The sequence below is a fragment of the Haloarcula japonica DSM 6131 genome (genome assembly GCF_000336635.1).
Taxonomy (GTDB): Archaea; Halobacteriota; Halobacteria; order Halobacteriales; family Haloarculaceae; genus Haloarcula; species Haloarcula japonica.
In genome coordinates this window covers 114,649-134,894 of record NZ_AOLY01000007.1, presented here as the reverse complement: position 1 = coordinate 134,894, position 20,246 = coordinate 114,649, and the positions used below count along the sequence as shown (strand labels likewise).

The window sequence follows — 20,246 nt, the reverse complement described above, 5'->3', positions numbered from 1 at the left end:
TCACCGGCAGCCGTTTCAACGGTGTTAGCGGCCAAAACCGGCCGTATATTTACAGCCAGTCCGTCTCCGGGTCGATCCGGTTCGGCGGCGTCTCGCCGGCCAGCGCGGCCCTGACGTTCGCGGCGACGGCGGCGTTCAGGTCGTCGCGGGCTTCCTCGGAGTACCACGCCGCGTGGGGCGTGACAATACAGTTGTCAAGGCCGACCAACGGGTGGTCCGCCGTCGGTGGTTCCTCGGCCAGAACATCGAGACCGGCGGCCGCAATCGTTCCGTCCGCAAGCGCCGCCCGGAGCGCTCCCTCGTCGACTAGGCCGCCGCGGCCGGTGTTGACGAGGATTGCCTGGTCACGCATTGCCGCGAGCGCGTCGGCGTCTATCATCTCCGCCGTCTCCTCGGTCAGCGGTGCGTGGAGGGAGACGTAGTCAGCCCGCTCGTACAGCCTCTCGAGCGTGACCTTCTCGACATCGGCTTCGGCCATCTCCTCAGCGTCGACGTAGGGGTCGTAGGCGATCACATCGAGGTCAAAGCCCCGCAGTTGGTCGCGTACTCGCCGTGCGATGGGGCCGAAGGAGACGAGACCCAGCGTCTGGCCACGGACGCGATGTACCGGGCGGGTCCGCTCCCAGCCCCAGCCACCGTCGCGAACGTCGCGGTCGTAGGCCGTGAGCGTCCGAACGCAATCCAGCAGTAGCGTCACCGTGTGGGTGGCGACCTCATCGGTACAGTACTCGGGGACGTTCGTGACGGTCACACCGTTGTCCGCCGCCGCGGACACGTCGATGTTGTCGATGCCGACGCCCGCTCGCGCGACGATTTTGAGGTCGTCCAGCGCGTCGAGCACCGCAGCGGTGACCGGCGTGTTTACGTCCACGACGAGCCCCGCTGCCCCGGCAGCAGCATCCCGGAGCGCGTCCTCATCGTCGGTTTCCGCGACGACGACATCAGCATCGAGTTCCGCTCGCAGTCGGTCGACATCTATCATCGGGTCATCGCTTGCGACCACACGTTCCATATTCGGAGTCATGGACTGGGACGCTAAAACGGGCCGAAGTCGTTCCCATCGAATAGGAATTCGAGGTCCATGATAGATGGAATACAACGAATGAACCCGTTGCTCGTTCGAGGTATTCGGTCCGAGCGCTGTGATTTAAGCCGCTCGACCGCCAACCCTGCGGTATGCAAATCGAGCTGCGGTTTTTCGCCAATTTCCGGGAAGCCGTCGGGCAGAAAACGGTTCACCGTGAGTACGAAAGCGATCTGCAGGCGGGTGACGTGCTCCGACAGCTCTCAGAGGAATTCACCGAGATGGACCTGTTCGAGGACGGCGACCTGCGGGAGTACCTGACAATCCTCCGGAACGGGACAGACATAACGCATCTCGACGGGCTGGAGACTGCGCTGGAGGACGGGGACGAACTCAGTGTGTTCCCGCCAGTTGCCGGGGGGTAAGTCCTGCCGAAATCGACGCCCAAATTAGCAACAGAAGATGAACGGGAACATCAATCCGACGCGGTCGCCGGCTTCCAGTTCCGTGTCCAGTCCGTCGAGGTGTTCGTTGAACTCACCGTTGACCGCAACTCGCGCGTAGCATCTGGTCTGCTCGCCTTCGGGGTTTTTCGCCCAGTCGCCCGGGAGGTCCGCCATCTCCGGGGCCCAGCCATCAGTGGTGGCGTCGGCCTCGGTTTCCGCGATGAGCATTTCGCTCACGTCGTACTCCCGGAAGAACGCATCGAGGAAGTCACGTAGCGTGTCCCCCTCGAACGTGTATGACAGCGACGGTTCGCCGACGACCCGGCGAACGTGGCCGGTGCACCTGACCTCGACAGTGGTCAGGTCCGGATCCGACGCCTGCCGTTCCAGTGTCTCACTGCTCATACGCGCACTACACTCCGCCCCTACAAATCAGTAGAGACGAACATGTTCGCCCATCGCTGGGGTTTATTTGCACCGAACTCTGTGTGGCGATATGGACGATATCGAACTGGGGATTCCGTCCGGGATTGTCGACTCGCTGCCGGCGGACAGCGAGGACACGAAACGCGACATGCAACAGGCCGTCGGCGGCTGGGAGCGGGAGCTCAACGCCGCTCTCAACTCTGGGGAACCGGCCAGCGCCGTCGTCGACCACATCGAACAGTTCGAGAGTCGGTGGGAGGCCTACGACGAGTACGTCGTCGAACTCCGGGCCTGGGGCCAGTCACCCATCTACGCGATGGCCTGGCGCGACCTCCACGCCGCCATCATCTCCCAGATATACGACCATGAGGACTTAGACGAACGCATCAACCGCGAGCGGAACGCCCGCATCGTCGACGACGGTATCCGGCCGGGGTAGCGCACCCCTCGGGGGGTAGCACCCATTCGGGATAGCGCGGGTGTGGTAGAACGGCGCAGTGCCGCCGATAGGTTTAGACGACCACACCCGTAACGACCACACGATGGAGCGTGAACGGAGTTTTCGCGGCATCTCGGTTCGAGCCGCTATCGGGTATCTGGAGAACCTCGGCGGCGAGCAACGCGGCGAAGCGACCGTCGAAGGCGACGGTTGGGCGGCGACACTTTCAGAGGAGAAGGTCGCCATCGGCCCGAGTCTCCAACTCAACGAGGTGACCATCGAGTTCGACGGCGAGCCGGAGACGCTGGAGCCGCTCATCGAGAAGTTCGCACAGAAGGCGATGCGGGCGGGCGGCTGACCGGGACGCGATGACTGAGTCATCGTACCCAATCGAGGGACAGATCGTCCTGCTGGCCGGCACCCGTGCGAGCATCCCACTCGACCAGCTCCCGGAGCTACTCGAACGGGCCCAGACGTATCTCCAAGCGAACCGGGAGACCTACGGCAGGGAGTACGAGCGCATCAGCGGCCCCAGAGAGGCAGATTACGTCTGTGCCGAGTCGGGCCACTGGGACAGTATCGGCACAGAACTCGGACTGAGCGACCGCGAACAGGACGCGGTGCGGCGGGCCCACGCCGCCCAGTTCGAGCGCGACGGGCGGCGGCTGGACAGAAGCGAGGAGTTCGAGATGACGCTGGAAATCAGGGACGTGCTGGCGGTCAGCTCCGCACCGTAATCGTCTCCAGCACGCGCTGGGAAAACGCCGTCTCCGAGAGGTCGCCGTTTTCGAGGTCGTCAATCCACTCGCTGTCGACCGACCACTCGCCGAGTTCGGTGTCTTCGAGGTCAGTCACCGTCGCCTCGATGTCGACCCCCGACCAGTCGTCGGCGTGGAGGTCCCGGAAGACGTTGATGACGCGGCCGATCTCTCGGTGGGGGATGACAGCCGCCTCGTCGGCCGAAATCGACTCGTAGGTGAGCCGATACGTATCGCCCTCGTCAGTGAAGTCGGTGACGTAAACACCGTGGCTGGTCAGTCGGGACTCTACCTGGAATTCGAAGTCGTCGATATCTTCCTTGCGCATTAGAGAACTGAAATGTGTTCGGCGGCTGGCGCTGTCTCAGTCGTCGCTCGGTGCCGCTGCGCCGCCGGAGTTGACGCCGGTTCCGGGGCCGATATCGATGCCCAGTTCGTCGAGTTTCTCATCGGTGACGACGCCGTTCTCCCAGTCACGCACCTCGTAGTACTCGTCTTTCATCTTCGAGAGCTCCGCGAGTTCGCCCTCGGAACCGCCCTGGGCCGGCATCGCGTGTTCGTCGCCCTCGACGAACCGGTTTGGCAAGTCGTCGTCGGACCCGTCGAAACCGGCGAGGTTGTTGTAGTACCGTTCGAGGTTGTAGATGCGTTCGCCGGCTTCCATCAGTTCCTCCTCGCTCACGTCCAGTCCCGTCATGCCGTTGTACTGCAGGACGTACTCCTCGATACCCTCTGCGAAGGCGTTGAACTTGCAGATGTCGAAGGAGTCGCTGATCGCGTGCAGGTCCTGGAAGGTGGCACACAGCTCGCCTTTGCCCTCCCACTCTCGCGGGTCGACTTTTTCCGGGATACCGAGAATCTCGGCTGCCGGCGTGTACCCGCGCAGGTGACACGCCCCGCGGTTCGAGGTCGCATAGCCGATTGCCATCCCCTTCATACAGCGCGGGTCGTAGGCCGCCATCGTCTGGCCCTTGACCGCGAGGGAGTTGGTGTGGGCGTCGAACGCCTCGGCGAGATGGTCCGGCCCCTCGGCAAGGTGGTCCGCGAGTTCCGTTTCGCGGGTGGCGATCATGTCGATCATGTCGATCATCGTGTCGGCGTCGCCCCAATCGATTCCGTCGCCGAGGTCGTCGAACTTGCCCTCCTCGGTCATCTCCATCGCCATCGCCATGGTGTTGCCCACGTCGATGGTGTCGACGCCGACGTCGTTACACCGGTCGAGCATCACGGCGATCTTGTCGCGCTCGACGTGGCCGGAGTTCGGCCCCAGTGCCCACGCGGACTCGTACTCGTAGGATTCGGTGCGGACGTTCATCTCCTCGCCCTTGTGCATCGCCTGCACCTCGACTTCCTTCTTGCAGGCGACCGGACAGGAGTGACAGGTCGGCTCGTCGACCAGGATGTTCTCCCGGACGTTCTCGCCCGAGACGTTCTCCGAATCGATGATGCGCTCGCCATCGCCCTCGGCCTCCGAGTACGACCGCGTCGAGGAGTACTTCGCGTTCTTCGTCGGGAGACCGTCCATCTCCTCGGTGAGGTTCATCAGGACGTTGGTGCCGTACATCGAGAGCCCGCCCTCGTTGGGCGCGGTCACGTCGGACTCCTGAATGACCTGCATCGCCTGCTTGTGGCCCTCCTGGAACGTCTCCTGATCCTTCGGCTTGGGCATCCGCGTGCTGGACTTGACGACGACGGCTTTGAGGTTCTTATTGCCCATCACGCAACCGGTGCCACCGCGGCCCGACGCGCGGTCGTCCTCGTTGACGATACAGGCGTATTTGACCTCGTTCTCACCACCTTGGCCGATGGCCATCACGGAAAGGTTCTTGCCCAGCGAGCCGCCCTCGATCTCTTCTTCGAGGTCATCGATAGTGTCGTGGACGCCCTGCCCCCAGAGATGGGCTGCATCGCGCAGTTCCACCTCACCGTCTTCGACGAGTGCATACACCGGCTCGTCGGCCTGCCCTTCGAACAGCAGTCCGTCGAAGCCCGACCACTTCAGCCGTGCTCCGGACCAGCCGCCGTGGTGGGAATCAGTGACGGTCCCCGTCAGCGGCGACTTCGTACAGATGGCGATACGGCCGCTCATCGTCACCTGTGTTCCCGTCAGCGGCCCGTTCATGAACGCTAGCAGGTTCTCCGGCCCGAGCGGGTCAACGTCCGGCCCCTGGTCGAAGACGTATTTCACGCCGAGCCCACGTGCGCCGATATACTTCTTTGCGTCTTCCTCGTCGATACCTTCGTAGGCTACGTCACCGTCCCCAAGGTCGATTCGTGCCACGTGGTCCTGAAAGCCACCAAGGTCTGTCATGGTAATACGTGACTCTCTGGCCGCGAACAAGTTAACGGTTTGTGTTGCTAAAATACAGATATCTGACGGTTTCAGCGATCACTGGGCCTTCGTGACTGGGTCCCATCCCTAAGTCCGGTCCGAACCGCTTAAGAGTCCGAACGGCAAACTCCGGAGTAACTCGCTGGACGACGGGCACCAGCGGGCACCTGCGTGTGCAGGTCGGGATGTGAGTCGCGCCGAGCGCGACTTGAACCACGCAACGCCCGTGGTGAATACATATGGCACGAAGCGCATATTCGTACATTCGAGATGCCTGGAAGAACCCAGGCGACGGACAGCTCGCAGAACTACAGTGGCAGCGCCAGCAGGAATGGCGCAACGAAGGGGCCGTCGAGCGCATCGAGCGCCCGACCCGCCTCGACAAGGCCCGCTCGCAGGGTTACAAGGCGAAACAGGGCGTTATTGTCGCTCGCGTCTCCGTCCGCAAGGGCAGCGCACGCAAGCGCCGACACAAGGCCGGTCGCCGGTCCAAGCGCCAGGGCGTCACGCGCATCACCCGCCGGAAGGACATCCAGCGCGTCGCCGAGGAACGCGCCTCCCGCACCTTCCCGAACCTGCGCGTGCTCAACAGCTACTCCGTCGGTCAGGACGGCCGCCAGAAGTGGCACGAAATCATCCTCATCGACCCGAACCACCCGGCCATCCAGAACGACGACGACCTGTCGTGGATCTGTGCCAACGACCAGGCTGACCGCGTCTTCCGCGGTCTGACCGGTGCCGGCCGCCGCAACCGCGGTCTCGGCGGTAAGGGCAAGGGCAGCGAAAAGACCCGCCCGTCGCTTCGAAGCAACCGCGGCAAGGGCAAGTAAGGCCGACGTAGCAGTTCTATCCGATATTTTGCGGCTGGAAGCACATTCCGAAGAGTGGTGGGTCCGGCAGGACTGGACACCCTAGCCACAGATTTGGAAAAGGAACAGCTCTATCCCAGTCACCGGGTCTTTCCTGTCGGATCAGAACACTCTTCTCACAGCAGTATCACCCGGACGTATGGATGCGGCGCGACTCCACCACCTCTCGTTACTGCTTGTCGGCGTCTCGCTGGGTCTCAATGGGTACGTCACGACCCAGGCCAACGGTGTTAGCGTTGTCGCTGGAGCGGCCGCAGCAGTCGGTGGAGCGCTCCTAGCTGTCGTGAGCGTCTACAGCCTCGTGACCGGCGCAGAGTCGGACGTGGAAACGCGGGTCGCGATGGTCAGTGCGCTCGGCGCGGTACTCGCGGTTTCCGGAACGCTACTCATGCTTTTCACGTGACTCCAACGAGGACGGCCGTCGGGAGGCTACACCCAGACGCCCTGTTCGCGGTCCATGATACTGACGACGAGGACGTGGGGGAGCGTGACGACGGCAATGAACACCAGGTACAGCGCGACCCACTCGGGGACCGTTCCGGGCGGATTCGGAACCAGGAAGTAGAGTCCGCCGAGCAGGGCGAGCGAAACGGCAGTCAGCGGCGCGGCGTCGCGGGCGAACCGCGACAGGGCGGTTGTTGGGTCGCGGTTTTCGAGCGCGGCAGTGGCGTCGTCATCGACCAGGAGGAGGCGGGCGACATGACGCAGCGAGTGCCACAGACAGAAGTAGACGCCGATGGCGAGTACCGGCGGAACGAGGACGAAGTACGCGAGTAAGCCCAGCGTCTCGCCAGCGTCGAGGAGCCACGGCCGGCGGGCGTCGGCGCGGGCAAGTCCGACGGCCAGCGTCGCCGCGACGAGCGCGCCGTAGGCGATTGCGAGCGCGGTTCGCACGTCTGTCCGGAACGCCCAGCCGATAGCGGCCGCGGCGTCGGGCGCGAACAGCGAGACGAGGTCGGTTGCGACGCGGCGGTACCACGCCGGGAACGCGAGTAGCGGGACCAGCATCGGCAGGCCGCCGCGGACGAGGACGGTGCCGACTCGCTGTGGGAGCGACCGGAGATAGTCGGCGTCGGCCAGCGCGAGCAGGGCGTACAGGTCGCCCTGGCCCCAGTGGAACCACGTCACCGCGATGAACAGGACAAAGGCCGCCGCAGGCGCAAGGAACCAGGCGACAGCGTAAGCTCCGCCGACGACGCCATAGAGGGCGAAGATTCGAGCGATGGCTTGCCAATCCGGTCGCTCGCCACGAGTGCGTGCGACCGCGAGGTGGTCAACCGCGCCGTGGGGGAGGCCGAGCAGGACGGCGCTGACGACCAGCGGAACGTACTGGAGCGCCGGTGGTATCGAGACCCCGGCGAGGAACGGAGCGACGACGGTGACGCTGGCGACCCAGCCGGGGACCAACGCGACGCGGGAGAGGGTCGCACGAGCCGACGGCGAAACGGTGCTACGGTGGCTCATTCCCATCTGTCGACGAGCCAGACGTATAACACGACCCCCTGGACGACGAACAGCGTCGTCAGCAGGAAGAAGACCGCTTCTTCGATTGGCAGGTCGAGCAGGGGAATCGTGTAGCCGGTCGTGTACTGTTTCGAGAGGGTCCAGACACCGAGTCGGATGGCGACGCTGTCGATACCACAGAGATAGGCCGTTGGGACCAGTGTCGCAACGCTCACTGCCCGCCACTCGCCGACGAGGAAGTGCCACCCGAACAGCCACTGAATGGCGAGAATCGGGCCGCTCCAGACCAGCAGGGACCCGAGGTACAGCCCCGAATCGGAGCGCAGGAGCGCGAGGCCGGACAGAACGACAACGAGCGCAGCGCCGAACCCGACGAGCCGCGTTCGTATCGGCGTCGCCAGCGGGCGCTCCGTGTCTATCCGAAACCGGGCCACCCACAGCCCGACCATCGCGGTCTGCAGGATGAAAAAGAGGTACTCGCCGAGGGGAATCGACCAGAACCGTGCCAGCACGGTGCCGTCGCCGTACCACCAGACGCCGCGTCGGATGAGTGCGCCGTCCCACGGCGTCGTGTAGACGAGGGCCAGTCCTGCGAGGATTACCGTTCCTGTGAGTACGTCCCGGCGGCTCCCGAGGCGGTAGGTGGCCGTCAGCGCCAGCCCGGCCACGACCGGCACCACGAACAGGGCGTGGAACTGGAGATACGTGAGCGTGGGCACCATTAGTTCAGATACGACAGGTGGTCGAAAACGATATCCGGTGCGTGGCTGTCATCCACGCCACGTGGGCTGCCCGTGGCTGTGAGTGTCTGTCGGCGTCTCACCGGGGCCACGCTCGGAGACAGCGCTCACGGTGTAGAACGTCGCTTCGGGGTCGCCGTTGCGCCGCCAGTGCCACCACGTACGGGCAAGCAACCACAGCCGGCGGCGACGAGTGAGTTCTGGCGTCTCCGTCAGCACGTCGTAGCCACGGTCGCGGATGAGCCGGTGGTGGTCGGCGTACAGGACCGCGGCCAGTAGCACGCCGAACTGGCAGTCCTCCGGGAGGTATCGGATACCGGCGACGCCCTCGCGGTACAGTTCGTCGGTCCGGGCCAGTTCCTCCTGCATCACGGCGCGGAAGGCGTCGTCGACCTCGGCGTCGGCCAGTTGCTCCTCGGTGACGCCGTGGCGGTCGAGCGTCTCCTGTGGGAGATACACCCGGCCGTAGTCGTGGATGTCCTCACGAACGTCTCGCAGGAAGTTCGATAGCTGGAACGCCTCAGCCAACGCCGTCGCGTGGGGCAGGGCCTCTTCCTTCTGTGGCGGGTCCATCACCTCCGTCATCATGTGGCCGACAGCGACAGCGGAGCCGCCCATGTACTCACGGAGGTCTTCGAACGTCTCGTAGCGGGCCTGTGCGATGTCCATCTCCATCGCGTCGATGAAGACGTTGATCGTCTCCTCGGAGATGTCGTGGCGCTCGGCCAGGTCCTGAAACGCCGCCATGACCGCCTCGTGGTCGGTCTCGGCCGGGTCGATGTTCCCGAGCGCGGCCTCACGAATCACCTCCAGTTGCTCATGCTGGACGGTCGGCGGCGGCCCGTCCGTCTGGTCGACGACCTCGTCCGCAACCCGGAAGAACGCGTACATGACGTACGTCGGGTGGCGGATACGCTCCGGAAGCAGACGCGTCGCGAGGTGGAACGTCCGTCCGGTTTCCTGTTGTATCGATTTGCTGGTTTGGATGTTATCGGAGTGCATTGAAAGCTATCGGGCAGTCATTGGCGGACGGTGCGTCGCGCGCTTGTCGGGAGGCTGTGCGTACTGGTCCGGTCGGCCCGTGGTTGCACCGCTATCACGGGGCGGCGTGTCCTGTCCGTTCGCTGACGACAGATAGGACACTGGTTCGGTGTCACTACACGTATATACGGTTGTTATCGGGATAAGCGGACTACCAAACTGCTTCGGGGATCGCACCAGGAGTCCGCCGCAGGCGTAGGGTTTCGCAAGCACTGGTTACCAGTTTTCGAACACTTCTTCCAGTAGCTTTCGCTCACCCGCACGGAGGTGCTGGTGGAACGTCGACGGACAGATGTCCATCGATTCAGCCAATTGCTCGCCGGAGACGTCGCGTGGCCAGTCGAAGAAACCACCGAGAAACCCCTTCCGGAGCGCCGTTAGCTGGCGGTTGGTCAACCGCTCTTCGACGTTTGCGACAAACGCCTGCCGGGAGACTGGCGGTTCGTCCCGTTCTCGTACGGAGAGCAGTTCCGTCTCCGGATACCGGTTGCGGACCTGCTCGACCACGCTTCGGGTCTCCATCGACGCCGGGAGCGTGACAGTGACTGTCGACTTCCCCGGTTCGACCAGAATGTCGCCCGTCTGGGCCCCGCGGTCGGCGACGACCGAAACGACCGGCGGGTCCGAGACGGTAAACTCGAACAGCGCCGACGAGTCGGCCGTCGAGACATGCGAAACGCCCGATACCTGCGGGTGGTCGGCGGCGACGGCACAGACCGCCGAGGGGTCCTCCGTCTCGACGAGGAAGAACATTACCGTCTCCTCACCGTCGGGGACGCTCCCACCGTACTCCATCGAGCAGCCGAGTTCGCTCGCCACGTCGATGTAGAACACCTCTGGGTCGGTGACCTGGAGTTCGAGTTCGGTGACGTTGTCGGCGGTCAGCAGCCGGCTGGTCTCGCGGGCGTCGATGGCCGCTGCGGTCGCCCGACCGATGGTCCCGAGCACGGCCTGTTCACGGGGGTCGAACACGTCGTCGCTGTCGGCGTAGACGGTGAGAACGCCGTACAGCGATTCGCCGGAGACGAGCGGGACTGCCGCGACCGACGCGACCTCGGAGTCGGCGAGTCGGCTGTGTTGCTCGTCGATGTCACCGGTCACGACCTGCATCTCTTCAGTGCGGGCTGCCTCCGCGACCGGATCGTCAGCGTCCAGCGGGATGGACAGCGTTGTCGGGTGGTCAGCAGAGAGCGCCGTCGACGACAGCGTCTCGTCGCGCAGGTCCAGTTCGGACACCCAGGCGAACTGGTAGGAGTCGACCGCGGCCAGCCGATCACAGACGGTCTGTTGGATCGCCTCGCGCGAGTCGACGGTCAGCACATCGCCCATCACCGCCTTCAGCAGGCCGTCGACCCGGTCGACGAGCTGTTTGAGGTTCTGGCGCTCGGCTTTGAGTTCCTCGCTCCGTCGCTCGGCCGCCAGTTCGGCGAGCTTCCGCTGGGTGATGTCGATGTGTGCGACGACCGCGCTCCCGGCCTCGTCGTCGGGCAGCGGTGCGACCCGCATCAGAAACCACTGCTTCTCCTCCGGGGAGTGACACGGGTACTCCATCGTGAACAGGTCCTGCTCACCGTCGATGACCGACTCGATGCCGCCAAGCGCCTGCCCGGCGTACTCGTCGGCGTCGACGTCGGTCGTCGCGAAGTAGTTCGTCCCCTCCATCTCCCCGTCCTCGTCGCCCGCGAACTCCCGCCAAGCGCGGTTGGTGAACAGGATCGTCCCCTCGTCGTCGAGGACAGCGATATTGATGGGTAGCGTGTCCAACGTCGAGTGAGCGAGTGTCTCTGGTGGCTTCATTCAGTGTCCCTGGCTCCGAATAGCCGATACCCTGTGTAATGGCGGCGGGTGAATAAACGTGTGGCCCGGAACGGGGAACTGTTGCCCGTGCGGAAAACTCTAAGCGCTGTCAGTCGCAACGGGTTCGTATGTTCGGGTCCCGGAACNGAATAAACGTGTGGCCCGGAACGGGGAACTGTTGCCCGTGCGGAAAACTCTAAGCGCTGTCAGTCGCAACGGGTTCGTATGTTCGGGTCCCGGAACTCCCGGGCGGAGTCGGTCACCTGTATCGCGTGTGGGGAGTCCGTCTCGCGGTCCGACGCCCGCGAGTACGACAAACACGGCGACCGGTGGGACCGCCGGAACAAGACGTTCGAACACCTCTGTAAAGCCTGTTTTGCCGAGCTGTGCCAGCAACCACGGGATGGCCTCGAAACGACGCTTGATGCCGCCGGAGCCGGCGAGGCCGATCAAGAGACGTTCCTGAAACGGTTCCGAGAACTCTCCGAGGGCGACGCGCACAGGGAATGAGACACGGAAGTCACGGCCCAGTCCCACCCCGACAGCCCTAACTACGCCCTGTTCGTACCGGGTGACATGACTACAGAGGACGCGCAGGCGGCCGCCGGGACCGCCGAGGGGCAAGGCCCCGTCGAGATCGACCCGGAGATGGCGCGACATCTGGAGAACAAGCGCGAGGAACTGTTCGAGAAGTTCGGCATCCCCGACGAGTTCCCACCGGAGGTACTTGAGGAGGCCAAAGAGCGCACGCAGGGCGTCCAGGCCGAAATCGAGGACGAGGTCGACGAACGCGAAGACCTCCGGGAGATGACGACCTGGACGACCGACCCTATCGACGCCCAGGACTTCGACGACGCCATCTCCATCGAGGAGCGCGAGGACGAGATCGTCCTCTGGGTCCACATCGCCGACGTGACCCACTACGTCAATCCCGACACGAAGATGTGGGAGCAGGCCGTCGAGCGGGGGAACACCGTCTACCTCCCGGCGTACACCGTCCACATGCTGCCGCCCGTCCTCGCCGAGACCGTCTGTTCGCTGGTCCCGAACGAGGACCGCCTGGCCCACACCGTCGAGATGCACCTCGACAAGGAGAACCTCGGCTACGAGGAGATCAACATCTACAAGTCCGTCATCCGCTCGGACGCCCGGCTGACCTACACCGAAGCCGAGCGCCTACTGGATGAGCCAGAGACCGCAGAAGACGTGCTGGAAGACCAGAGCGTCGACCTCGCGGAGAAGACCGAGCGCGTCTGGGAACTGGCCGACCGGATGCACGAGCAGCGCAAAGAGGAGGGGTCACTCGTCCTCAACCCCGCCCGTGACCGCGCCCACACCATCATCGAGGAGTGCATGCTGAAGGCCAACAAGGCCGTCACGCACGAGCTGATGTGGAACCGCGGGGTCGAGGCGATGTACCGCGTCCACCCACAGCCGAGCCCCGACGAGTGGGACGAGGCGCTGGTCGAGATCCAGGAACTCGACGGCGTTTCCATCCCCGGCGACGCCTGGGACGACCCGCGGAAGGCCGTCAACGCCACGCTCGAACAGGCTCCCGGTCGCCAACTCGATAAGATCCAGTGGGCCGTCATGAAGGTGATGCCCCGCGCGAAGTACATGAACGACCCCTTCGGCGGCCATCACGCCCTCAACTTCGAGATTTACGGTCACTTCACCTCGCCGATCCGCCGCCTCTCTGACCTCATCAACCACTGGATCGTCTACAGCAACGACGTGCCCGAGGACCTCATCGCACTGTGTGACCGCGCCAGCGACCGCCAGAAGGACGCCGAGCAGTGCGAGCGCGAGTACAAGAACTTCCTGCAGGAGGTCGGGCTTGACCCGTCAGCGGTCAACAACCGCGGCATCGAGGTCGTCGAAAATCCCGATGACGAGGACGACGCGGACACCGATGCCGCCGACGCCGCTGTCGAGGAGTAGCGTCGACAGGCTGGTGACGCGGACTCGGCGACAGGAAGACCTTTTCACAGTCGGTGCGGCACTGCCCGTATGTGCCCTCCAGCACCCGCAGTCGTCGCCGAGGGGTTGACAAAGCGTTACAGCGGCGTCTCGGCAATCGAATCCCTCGACCTGACGGTCCCTCGCGGGAGTGTTTTCGGTTTTCTCGGCCCGAACGGCGCAGGTAAGACCTCGACGATTCGCATCCTGACGACGTTGACGAACCCGACGAGCGGGACCGCGCGAGTGGCGGGTGAGTCGGTCGCCGACCGCGCCGCAGTGGTCGAACACATCGGCTTCCTGCCCGAAGAGCCGCCACTGTACGACGAGCTCACCGGCCGCGAGCAGCTGGAGTACGTCGCCGGCCTGCGCGGGCACGAGGACTGGGACCGTGTGGAGTCGTTGCTCGACCGGTTCGACCTCGACGGGGACGCCGACCGGCGCGTCGAGACGTACTCGAAGGGGATGAAGCAAAAGCTCGGCCTCGTTCAGGCGTTGTTGCACGACCCCGACGTGCTCTTTCTGGACGAGCCGACCTCGGGGCTGGACCCGCGGGCGGCCCGGACGGTTCGTGATACCATTAGCGAAGTTGCAGCCGCTGACACGACGGTCTTTCTCTCGACACACATCCTGCCCGTCGTCGAGGAATTGGCCGACACCGTCGGCGTTCTGTACGACGGCGACCTCGTCGCGGAGGGGTCTCCCGAGGAGCTGACCGACAGCGTCGAGTCCGGGAGCACGCTCGAAGACGTGTTCCTCGACGTGACCAGCGAGCATCCGGGAGAGCGATGAGACGGCCGAGCGGACGGCGGGTGCGACTGATCGTGCGGACGGAGCTGCGTCGCACCTGGCGCAAGCTCATGGGCTCGACACGAGGGACGCTCATGCTGCTCGGTGGCGGATTGGGCATCCTCATTTACAGTCTCGCTATCGGCGCAGGGGCGTTCTTTCTCGGCGGTGCCCTGGTCGACAGCGATCCCCAGGCGGTCAGGCTTGCGACGACGGCGGGCATCGTCGGGCTACTCGGACTCGTCGGCTTCTTCACACTCCAGCACACGGTGAAGTCGGCCGGCGAACCGGACGCCGCCGACGGGCTGCTGACGACGGTCCCCTACGAGGACGCGGCGGCCGGGCTGCTCGTCGCCGAAGTCGGTCGAGTGTTGGTCGCGCTCGCCATTCCGATTCTGGCGCTGGTGGGCGGACTTGCAGTCGGTGATGCCGGGATACTCATCGCTGTCGTGGCCCTCATCGGGTCGGTCACGGTTGCCCTGCTGGGAACGGTCCTCGGATTCGGTCTTGGGCTGGTGACGAAACTGGTCGCGAACCGCTCGGCCTTCATCGCGCGCCATCGAGCGAGCGTCGGAGCCGCCGTTTCGCTCATACTACCGCTTGGCTGGGTCGCGATGACGACCGTCCCGACGGTACAGTTTCGCGTGCTCCAACTGGCGACCCAATCACCGCTCTCCTGGCCCGCCGACGTGGTCCTGCTCGTGCTGGGGGCCGGCGGCGATTCGGTCGCTGCCGCTGTCGCCGCAATCGGAGGGTTCGGCGCGCTCCCCGTCGGCGCGGTCGCGTGTCTGTGGCTAGCCGGCCGGGTCTGGTATGCCGATCCGGTCCAGCCCGATCACGAGTTCGACGCCGATGAACGAACGCTCTCGGACCGTCTGCTGACCGGACGGGTCCCGACGGCGACCCGCGTGGTCGCTCAGAAGTCGTGGCTCCGTGCCAAGCGAGCCCCCGTTACCGTCCAGTTCGCGGTCATGCCGTTTTTCTTCCTGGTGTATCACCTCCAGATCGTCATTCTGGAGCGAATGGTCCCGCCGACGCTCCCGCTCAGCGCCGGCCTCGCCACTGCGGCGGCGTTCGGAGCCGCGTTTTCGCTCAACCCGCTCGGCGGCGAGGAAGGAGTACTGCCGTTGACGCTGACCGCCAACGTCTCCGGCCGGGCGTTCGTCACCGGACTTGTCCTTGCGGGCGCACTCCCCGGTGTCGTGGTGACGACGCTACTGGTCGTCGGTCTCGGTGTCGCCGCCGGAACGCCACCGGTCACGCTCGCGACCGGACTCACAGTTGCACTGGTCGCAACTGTCGCCGCACCGGCTATCGCTGTCGGAGCTGGCGTCGTGTTCCCGAAGTTCGAGTCGTCGTCAGTACAGGGCCACGAAGTGGTTGTTCCGAGCGGCTGGGCATTCGGGCTGTACTTCCTCGTCCTCGGCGTGGCCGTCGCGCCGGGGAGCCTGGCGTACCTGCTCGCCGTCCGTGACCTGTTCCCGCTACCGTTCGGCAAAACATGGCTCCTCGGCGGTGGACTTGTAACGAGTAGCGGGATCGCCGTCGCTGGCGCTGTCGCCGGATTCCTCTATGCCGCCAACCGCGTCGCAACCTACCGACTCGATTAGCAGATCGGCTTCGGATCCAGTCCCATCGCCTCCAGCGTCTCCGCGTAGTCGTCGTACGCCGCTCCGATAGCGTCCGTCGCGGCCGTCGCGGCTGTCCCGCGCTCGGATTCCGAGAGATATTCGAGGACGGTCTTCCCGTCGTCCAGTGCTGACGCCTCCCGACGAATTTCACGGAACGTATCGGCCCGCTGTTCGTCCGCCTCGTTGACGAAGAAGCTCACCACCTGCAGGTAGAACCGGTCGGCGACCAGTGGCGCAGCGACGAGGCCAGCCCCGACGCGCCGTGCAGTCCCACTGACGGTTTCGAGGTTGTCAAGGAACCCATCGGAGTCACCGGCGTCTGCGTCGATGCGGTCCGCCCGCTCGGTCGCGGCCTCGGCGGCTGCCTCAAACTGCGCCGCCACGTCGCTGTCAGCCTCGGCAGCCCATCGGTCGAGGATATCTGCGAGCCCTGACTCGCGGGTTGCCGCTGCCGTGAGTACCGCCCCCGTCTCCAGTGTCGCATCTGTCGCTGCGATAAGCACTTTGTCCGAGCCCAGCCTGTCCCGTTCCGTCTCGGTCTGATCACGGACAGCGTCGATAGTGGCTCCGGCGTCCATACGACCGCTGGGCGCGGCAGGGGCTTGAAATCCCCGCCCGACTTATCCACCGGGCAGCGCTACAGTCGGTATGGCCGAGAACTACCCCGACCCGCCGACAGACCCGCCATCACTATCGGCAACAGCGTTGCAGGCGAAACTCGACGCCGGTGAATCGGTCCGGTTGCTTGACGTTCGCGACCGCGACGAGTACGAGCAGTGGCGGCTTCGCGGCGAGGCGGTGACGGCAACACAGCTCCCCTTTACGAAGTTCCTCCAGGCGAAAGTGACCGGCGAAGTAGACGATATCGTCTCCGAGGTGGCCGGCACCGGCCCGATAACGGTCGTCTGTGGCCGCGGCGAAGCCAGCGCCTTCGTCGCCGGACTGCTGACTGAACACGGCGTCAAGGCGCAGAACCTCAGCGACGGCATGCAGGGGTGGGCGCGGCTCTACGAGGCCCGGGAGATTCCCTGCGATGCCGCAACTGTCCTCCAGTATCGCCGTCCGTCATCTGGCTGTCTCGGTTACATGGTCGTCAGCGACGGCTCGGCCGCGGTCGTCGACCCGCTCCGGGTATTCACCAACCGGTATGTCACCGACGCTGCCGACAACAACGCCTCGCTTACCTACGCTATCGACACGCACGTCCACGCCGACCACGTCAGCGGCGTTCGCCGGCTCGCTCAAGAAACTGATGCCGAACCGATCCTTTCGGAACGGGCGGTCGCCCGCGGTGTCGACGACGTGACTGCGCTGGCCGACGACGAACCGCTTCAGGTCGGCTCGGCCACACTGAAGCCTCGCCCTCTGCCAGGTCACACAACCGGCATGACTGGCTTCACTATCGGCGACGTACTTCTGGCCGGCGACAGCGTCTTCCTCGATAGCGTCGCCCGCCCGGATCTCGAAGCCGGGACCGACGGCGCTCGTGACCTCGCCCGCGACCTCCATTGCACGCTGACTGACCGGCTCGCAGCACTCCCCGATGAGACACGCATCGCCCCAGGCCACTACAGCGAGTCGACGGTGCCGGCTGACGACGGCACGTTCATAGCCACCCTCGGCACCCTCCGCGACCGACTCACGGGGTTCGAGATGGACCGCGAGGCGTTCGTCGAGTACATCTGTGACGACATCCCCCCGCGCCCTGCCAACTTTGAGCGGGTTATCGCCATCAACCTCGGAACGGAGACGGCCGACGACGATACCGCGTTCGAGCTCGAGCTCGGTCCGAACAACTGCGCGGCCGCGCCGTCGGACGCGGTGTGACACTCGGTTGTAGCTATAACGGGAGCAGCTTGCGAATCTGGTCGAGAATCGATTCGTCTTCGTCCGGCAGCGACTCACCCACCACGCCCTCTCCCGGGAGAATGACAGTCCGCTCCCCGTTGTCCTCTACCTCGATGAGACCGTCCGCCTTGAGAGCCGCGAGCGCGTCCTCAATGCGGTCGATATTCTCTTCCGTCCGCGACCGAAGCTCGAAGACAGTCATCCCCTCATCGCGGCGGTCAGCGAGCGCATCGAGCACCGCAACCTCGGTCTCGTCCCGGTCGCGATACTCCGGCTTCGCTCTCATATGTCCCTCTAAAACCGGCTGGGTCTAATCTTTGTCCCTCGTCAGAGCCTACTGTGGATGCCTGATCCGACACGCCGTAAACTGTTGTAGCGGTAAGACTGACTCCTGAGCGGCGAGGATATCAGCAACCATCCCTTTGTAACTCATGATTTCGAGTTTGGTGACTCGCTACCGTCCGTTCTCGTGGTAAGCTGGTCCCTCTTCAGTGGTGGAGCCATACTTTGCCATGAAGATTCGGAGCGACCATTCATCAGTATAATACTTGTACGCCCAAATGTATTTGATGTGAGTCGTCTCGAACACCCCACCCTCTTCCGTAGTGAACGTTACATTGACTGTATCAGGGATGTACGTATGATCCCGCTCTGAATAGCTATCGTCATTGTCATTGTAGTCTTCCACAATAACATAATAGTTCCAGAGTGGGTCAAGCCGGTCATCCACGGTTTTAGTGCGGTTTGTGGTATCCTGCATCTGAATCTTCATGTGGTATGAGTCGTTTTCAGGGAAGACTTCTGTCTCGGCAGAGCGATTAGGGTCTGCACGATATAGCCGCTGCATGTTCTCGTCGAACCTCTCGAACTTCTCTGCCTTACTGAGTTCTTCCTGGTTGTTCGATTCAGTTTCCGTTTCAGGTTCTTCTGTAGCGACTGGCTCACTTTTGATTTCCGTAGGTACAGGTGTTGGAGTCTCGGTATCCTCTGACGTGGTTTCTGGGGTTTTCGACAGCGTAGCTGTCTCTTCGGTTGGTCCACCCCCACCTACGAACGCGGAACAGCCAGCGGAAATGATCAAAAGAGCGATAGCAACAGATCTAATGACAGTCTTAGTCTTACTCATAGTTCTTGAGTGTCGCTGTTAGGCTTCGTATGTTCGTTTTCTTTTCAACAGGTGGAGGGGTCGGTACTTCGGTCGGGATTGATGTCGATTCCGGCCCCGAACCAGCTGCCTGCCTGTCTTCGTTCTCTCCTGCTTCTCTCTTTCTGTCCACTCTATTTTGAATTTAGCTATTATACTTATAAATTCTAACTTTGCACCTAGAATGGAAATCTGCTACCAGAAACCCCAACCTCCTCCGCCATCATTGCCACTGTCATCGTCGTCACTGCCACCATTATCGTCGCTGCTGTCATCGCCACCGCCAAAGAGACCGCCGAGTAGACCACTATCATCGTTACCACTGCTACCGTCGTCATCACTGCTACTGCCACCGTCATCGCTACCGTCATCTAATAGACTGCCATCATCGTCGTCACTACTCTCGAATGGATTGTCGTTTTCTACTGATGGCTCGTCGGGTAGTGAAGCATCCTCATCATCGCTCCCTCCACCCATTAGGTTATTCGGCACACTGGTGCCCGGACGGGTACTCTCAACGTGGGAATCGTCATCACTGCCGTCGTCAGCACTGTCATCGTTGTTACTGCCGCCGTCGTCACTGGGAGCCTCTTGTCTCTCCCTTCTTTCCCTAAGCACCCCTTTTCGCTCGTTAATAGTCTCCTTACTGAACGTGCCCCCGTAGCCGTCCTCGGAGTACTTGTTCATATTGTCTTCCTCGATGATCTTGGTAAGTTCACTGTCAACATACAGCCACAGACCATCCCGACCGTCAGTATCGACGATAGTATCATCAACGGTCAGGGCGGCACTCGTACAGCCCTGGTTCTGCCCGTCAACGTAGTAGTTCCCGCTGCCGCCCGGACAACCGTTGCCACCGCCACCGCCACCTCCACCACTACTGCCGGACGAGCCAGCGACCCGAACCGTCCGGTTAGCGGCGTCACGCCGTCCGGCAGCGTCGTAGGCGACCGCACGGACGGCTACAGAGCCGGAGTCGTTGAACGTGTACGTGATGGTCGAAGTCCCGTTCGCGCCGGTGAGTCGCGTCTGGTTTTGGGCGGTGCCGTTGACGACCCACACGAGCGTGCGGAGGTCGGCATCGCCGGCAGTCGCATTGGCGGTCAGATTCCGCCGGAGTCCAACGGGGACCGCGGGCGGGGCCGAAACTGAGACTGACGGCCCACCGGCGGCCACTACGTCGACGTGGAGCGTGTCCGAACGCGACGCCCCGTCGTCATCAGTAACGGCAATAGTGACGTTGTACTGGCCGGTTTCGGCTGGGGAGAACGTCGTCTGGACGCAGGTCGGGCAGTCGGGCGTGCGTGTTGTGCCGTCGGGTGTTTCAATAGACCACTCGACATTTTCGATTGTGCCGTCGGGGTCGCGCGAACCGTTGGCATCCAATTGGACCGTCATCGCCCGCTCGACGGACTGGTCCAGTCCGGCGTCAGCAAGCGGTGGCTGGTTCTCGGACGCCATCGCTGTCCCACCGAGAAGTGCCGAGAGGGCGAGGACCGACACCACGAGTGTCGTCATCCGCTGCATTGGCGTACCGTA

23 protein-coding genes are annotated in these 20,246 nt (G+C 63.6%); 11 read left to right on the top strand and 12 right to left on the bottom strand.

The window, feature by feature from the left end; all coding sequences use genetic code 11:
- Positions 1–49: 49 nt before the first annotated feature.
- Positions 50–1,012 (bottom strand): C-terminal binding protein, encoded by a 963-nt coding sequence (locus C444_RS03935; protein ID WP_004591082.1) that lies wholly within the window; start codon positions 1,010–1,012, stop codon positions 50–52.
- Between the two features lie 164 nt (positions 1,013–1,176).
- Here C444_RS03935 and C444_RS03930 point away from each other — a divergent pair, with 164 nt between their 5' ends.
- Entirely contained in the window at positions 1,177–1,449 is a 273-nt protein-coding gene (locus tag C444_RS03930; protein WP_004591081.1) for a ubiquitin-like small modifier protein 1, read from the top strand.
- Positions 1,450–1,473: 24 nt separating this feature from the next.
- Here the strand turns inward: C444_RS03930 and C444_RS03925 are convergent, their stop codons facing one another.
- Positions 1,474–1,875: a ubiquitin family protein gene (locus tag C444_RS03925; protein WP_004591080.1), complete on the bottom strand. Its 402-nt coding sequence runs from the start codon at positions 1,873–1,875 to the stop codon at positions 1,474–1,476.
- Positions 1,876–1,966: 91 nt separating this feature from the next.
- Here C444_RS03925 and C444_RS03920 point away from each other — a divergent pair, with 91 nt between their 5' ends.
- From C444_RS03920 to C444_RS03910, 3 genes are all read left to right on the top strand, one after another.
- Positions 1,967–2,335: a hypothetical protein gene (locus C444_RS03920; RefSeq protein ID WP_004591079.1), complete on the top strand. Its 369-nt coding sequence runs from the start codon at positions 1,967–1,969 to the stop codon at positions 2,333–2,335.
- A gap of 103 nt (positions 2,336–2,438) precedes the next feature.
- A complete protein-coding gene (locus tag C444_RS03915; protein WP_004591078.1) occupies positions 2,439–2,693 on the top strand; it encodes a hypothetical protein in 255 nt (84 codons plus the stop codon).
- Between the two features lie 10 nt (positions 2,694–2,703).
- Positions 2,704–3,072, top strand: coding sequence for a hypothetical protein (locus C444_RS03910; RefSeq protein ID WP_004591077.1), 369 nt, complete (start codon positions 2,704–2,706; stop codon positions 3,070–3,072).
- Here C444_RS03910 and C444_RS03905 read toward each other — a convergent pair.
- Together C444_RS03905 and C444_RS03900 are read right to left on the bottom strand one after the other, a co-directional pair.
- Entirely contained in the window at positions 3,056–3,421 is a 366-nt protein-coding gene (locus C444_RS03905) for a hypothetical protein (protein WP_004591076.1), read from the bottom strand. The genes C444_RS03910 and C444_RS03905 overlap by 17 nt on opposite strands.
- Positions 3,422–3,457: 36 nt before the next feature.
- Positions 3,458–5,404 (bottom strand): aldehyde ferredoxin oxidoreductase family protein, encoded by a 1,947-nt coding sequence (locus tag C444_RS03900; RefSeq protein WP_004591075.1) that lies wholly within the window; start codon positions 5,402–5,404, stop codon positions 3,458–3,460.
- Positions 5,405–5,664: 260 nt separating this feature from the next.
- Here C444_RS03900 and C444_RS03895 point away from each other — a divergent pair, with 260 nt between their 5' ends.
- Both C444_RS03895 and C444_RS03890 read left to right on the top strand, forming a co-directional pair.
- Complete coding sequence (locus C444_RS03895) at positions 5,665–6,255, top strand: 50S ribosomal protein L15e (RefSeq protein ID WP_004591074.1); 591 nt, start codon at positions 5,665–5,667, stop codon at positions 6,253–6,255.
- 178 nt (positions 6,256–6,433) lie between these two features.
- A complete protein-coding gene (locus C444_RS03890; protein ID WP_004591071.1) occupies positions 6,434–6,697 on the top strand; it encodes a hypothetical protein in 264 nt (87 codons plus the stop codon).
- Between the two features lie 26 nt (positions 6,698–6,723).
- On the opposite strand, the gene C444_RS03885 is transcribed toward C444_RS03890, so the two are convergent.
- The 4 genes from C444_RS03885 to C444_RS03870 all read right to left on the bottom strand — a co-directional run bounded on the left by C444_RS03885 (position 6,724) and on the right by C444_RS03870 (position 11,336).
- On the bottom strand, positions 6,724–7,758 hold the full coding sequence (locus C444_RS03885) for a Brp/Blh family beta-carotene 15,15'-dioxygenase (protein WP_004591069.1): 1,035 nt from the start codon (positions 7,756–7,758) through the stop codon (positions 6,724–6,726).
- Positions 7,755–8,480: a lycopene cyclase domain-containing protein gene (locus C444_RS03880; protein ID WP_004591067.1), complete on the bottom strand. Its 726-nt coding sequence runs from the start codon at positions 8,478–8,480 to the stop codon at positions 7,755–7,757. The genes C444_RS03885 and C444_RS03880 overlap by 4 nt, the downstream gene beginning before the upstream one ends.
- A 48-nt stretch (positions 8,481–8,528) precedes the next feature.
- Positions 8,529–9,500 carry a phytoene/squalene synthase family protein gene (locus C444_RS03875; protein WP_004591065.1) on the bottom strand — a complete coding sequence of 324 codons (972 nt, stop codon included), beginning with the start codon at positions 9,498–9,500 and terminating at the stop codon, positions 8,529–8,531.
- Positions 9,501–9,755: 255 nt separating this feature from the next.
- Positions 9,756–11,336 (bottom strand): bacterio-opsin activator domain-containing protein, encoded by a 1,581-nt coding sequence (locus tag C444_RS03870; RefSeq protein WP_004591062.1) that lies wholly within the window; start codon positions 11,334–11,336, stop codon positions 9,756–9,758.
- Between the two features lie 225 nt (positions 11,337–11,561).
- Between C444_RS03870 and C444_RS03865 the strand changes: the two genes are divergently transcribed.
- The 4 genes from C444_RS03865 (at position 11,562) to C444_RS03850 (ending at position 15,694) form a co-directional block, all read left to right on the top strand.
- Positions 11,562–11,846, top strand: a complete 285-nt coding sequence (locus tag C444_RS03865) for a DUF7562 family protein (protein ID WP_004591060.1) — start codon at positions 11,562–11,564, stop codon at positions 11,844–11,846.
- A 66-nt stretch (positions 11,847–11,912) separates the two neighbouring features.
- Complete coding sequence (locus C444_RS03860; RefSeq protein ID WP_004591058.1) at positions 11,913–13,277, top strand: RNB domain-containing ribonuclease; 1,365 nt, start codon at positions 11,913–11,915, stop codon at positions 13,275–13,277.
- Between the two features lie 69 nt (positions 13,278–13,346).
- Positions 13,347–14,087, top strand: coding sequence for an ABC transporter ATP-binding protein (locus C444_RS03855; protein ID WP_004591057.1), 741 nt, complete (start codon positions 13,347–13,349; stop codon positions 14,085–14,087).
- Positions 14,084–15,694, top strand: coding sequence for a hypothetical protein (locus C444_RS03850; protein ID WP_193363348.1), 1,611 nt, complete (start codon positions 14,084–14,086; stop codon positions 15,692–15,694). Before C444_RS03855 ends, C444_RS03850 begins: the two co-directional genes overlap by 4 nt.
- Here the strand turns inward: C444_RS03850 and C444_RS03845 are convergent.
- The gene (locus C444_RS03845) at positions 15,691–16,293 is read right to left on the bottom strand and encodes a hypothetical protein (protein WP_004591055.1); all 603 of its coding nucleotides are present in this window, start codon (positions 16,291–16,293) and stop codon (positions 15,691–15,693) included. The two genes, C444_RS03850 and C444_RS03845, sit on opposite strands and share 4 nt — an antisense overlap.
- Before the next feature lie 70 nt (positions 16,294–16,363).
- Between C444_RS03845 and C444_RS03840 the strand changes: the two genes are divergently transcribed.
- Positions 16,364–17,542 (top strand): MBL fold metallo-hydrolase, encoded by a 1,179-nt coding sequence (locus tag C444_RS03840; RefSeq protein ID WP_004591054.1) that lies wholly within the window; start codon positions 16,364–16,366, stop codon positions 17,540–17,542.
- Positions 17,543–17,555: 13 nt separating this feature from the next.
- On the opposite strand, the gene C444_RS03835 is transcribed toward C444_RS03840, so the two are convergent.
- The 3 genes from C444_RS03835 to C444_RS03825 form a co-directional block, all read right to left on the bottom strand.
- Entirely contained in the window at positions 17,556–17,849 is a 294-nt protein-coding gene (locus C444_RS03835) for a DUF6432 family protein (RefSeq protein WP_004591053.1), read from the bottom strand.
- Positions 17,850–18,017: 168 nt separating this feature from the next.
- On the bottom strand, positions 18,018–18,689 hold the full coding sequence (locus C444_RS03830; RefSeq protein WP_004591052.1) for a hypothetical protein: 672 nt from the start codon (positions 18,687–18,689) through the stop codon (positions 18,018–18,020).
- A gap of 213 nt (positions 18,690–18,902) precedes the next feature.
- On the bottom strand, positions 18,903–20,234 hold the full coding sequence (locus C444_RS03825) for a PKD domain-containing protein (protein ID WP_004591051.1): 1,332 nt from the start codon (positions 20,232–20,234) through the stop codon (positions 18,903–18,905).
- Positions 20,235–20,246 lie beyond the last annotated feature (12 nt).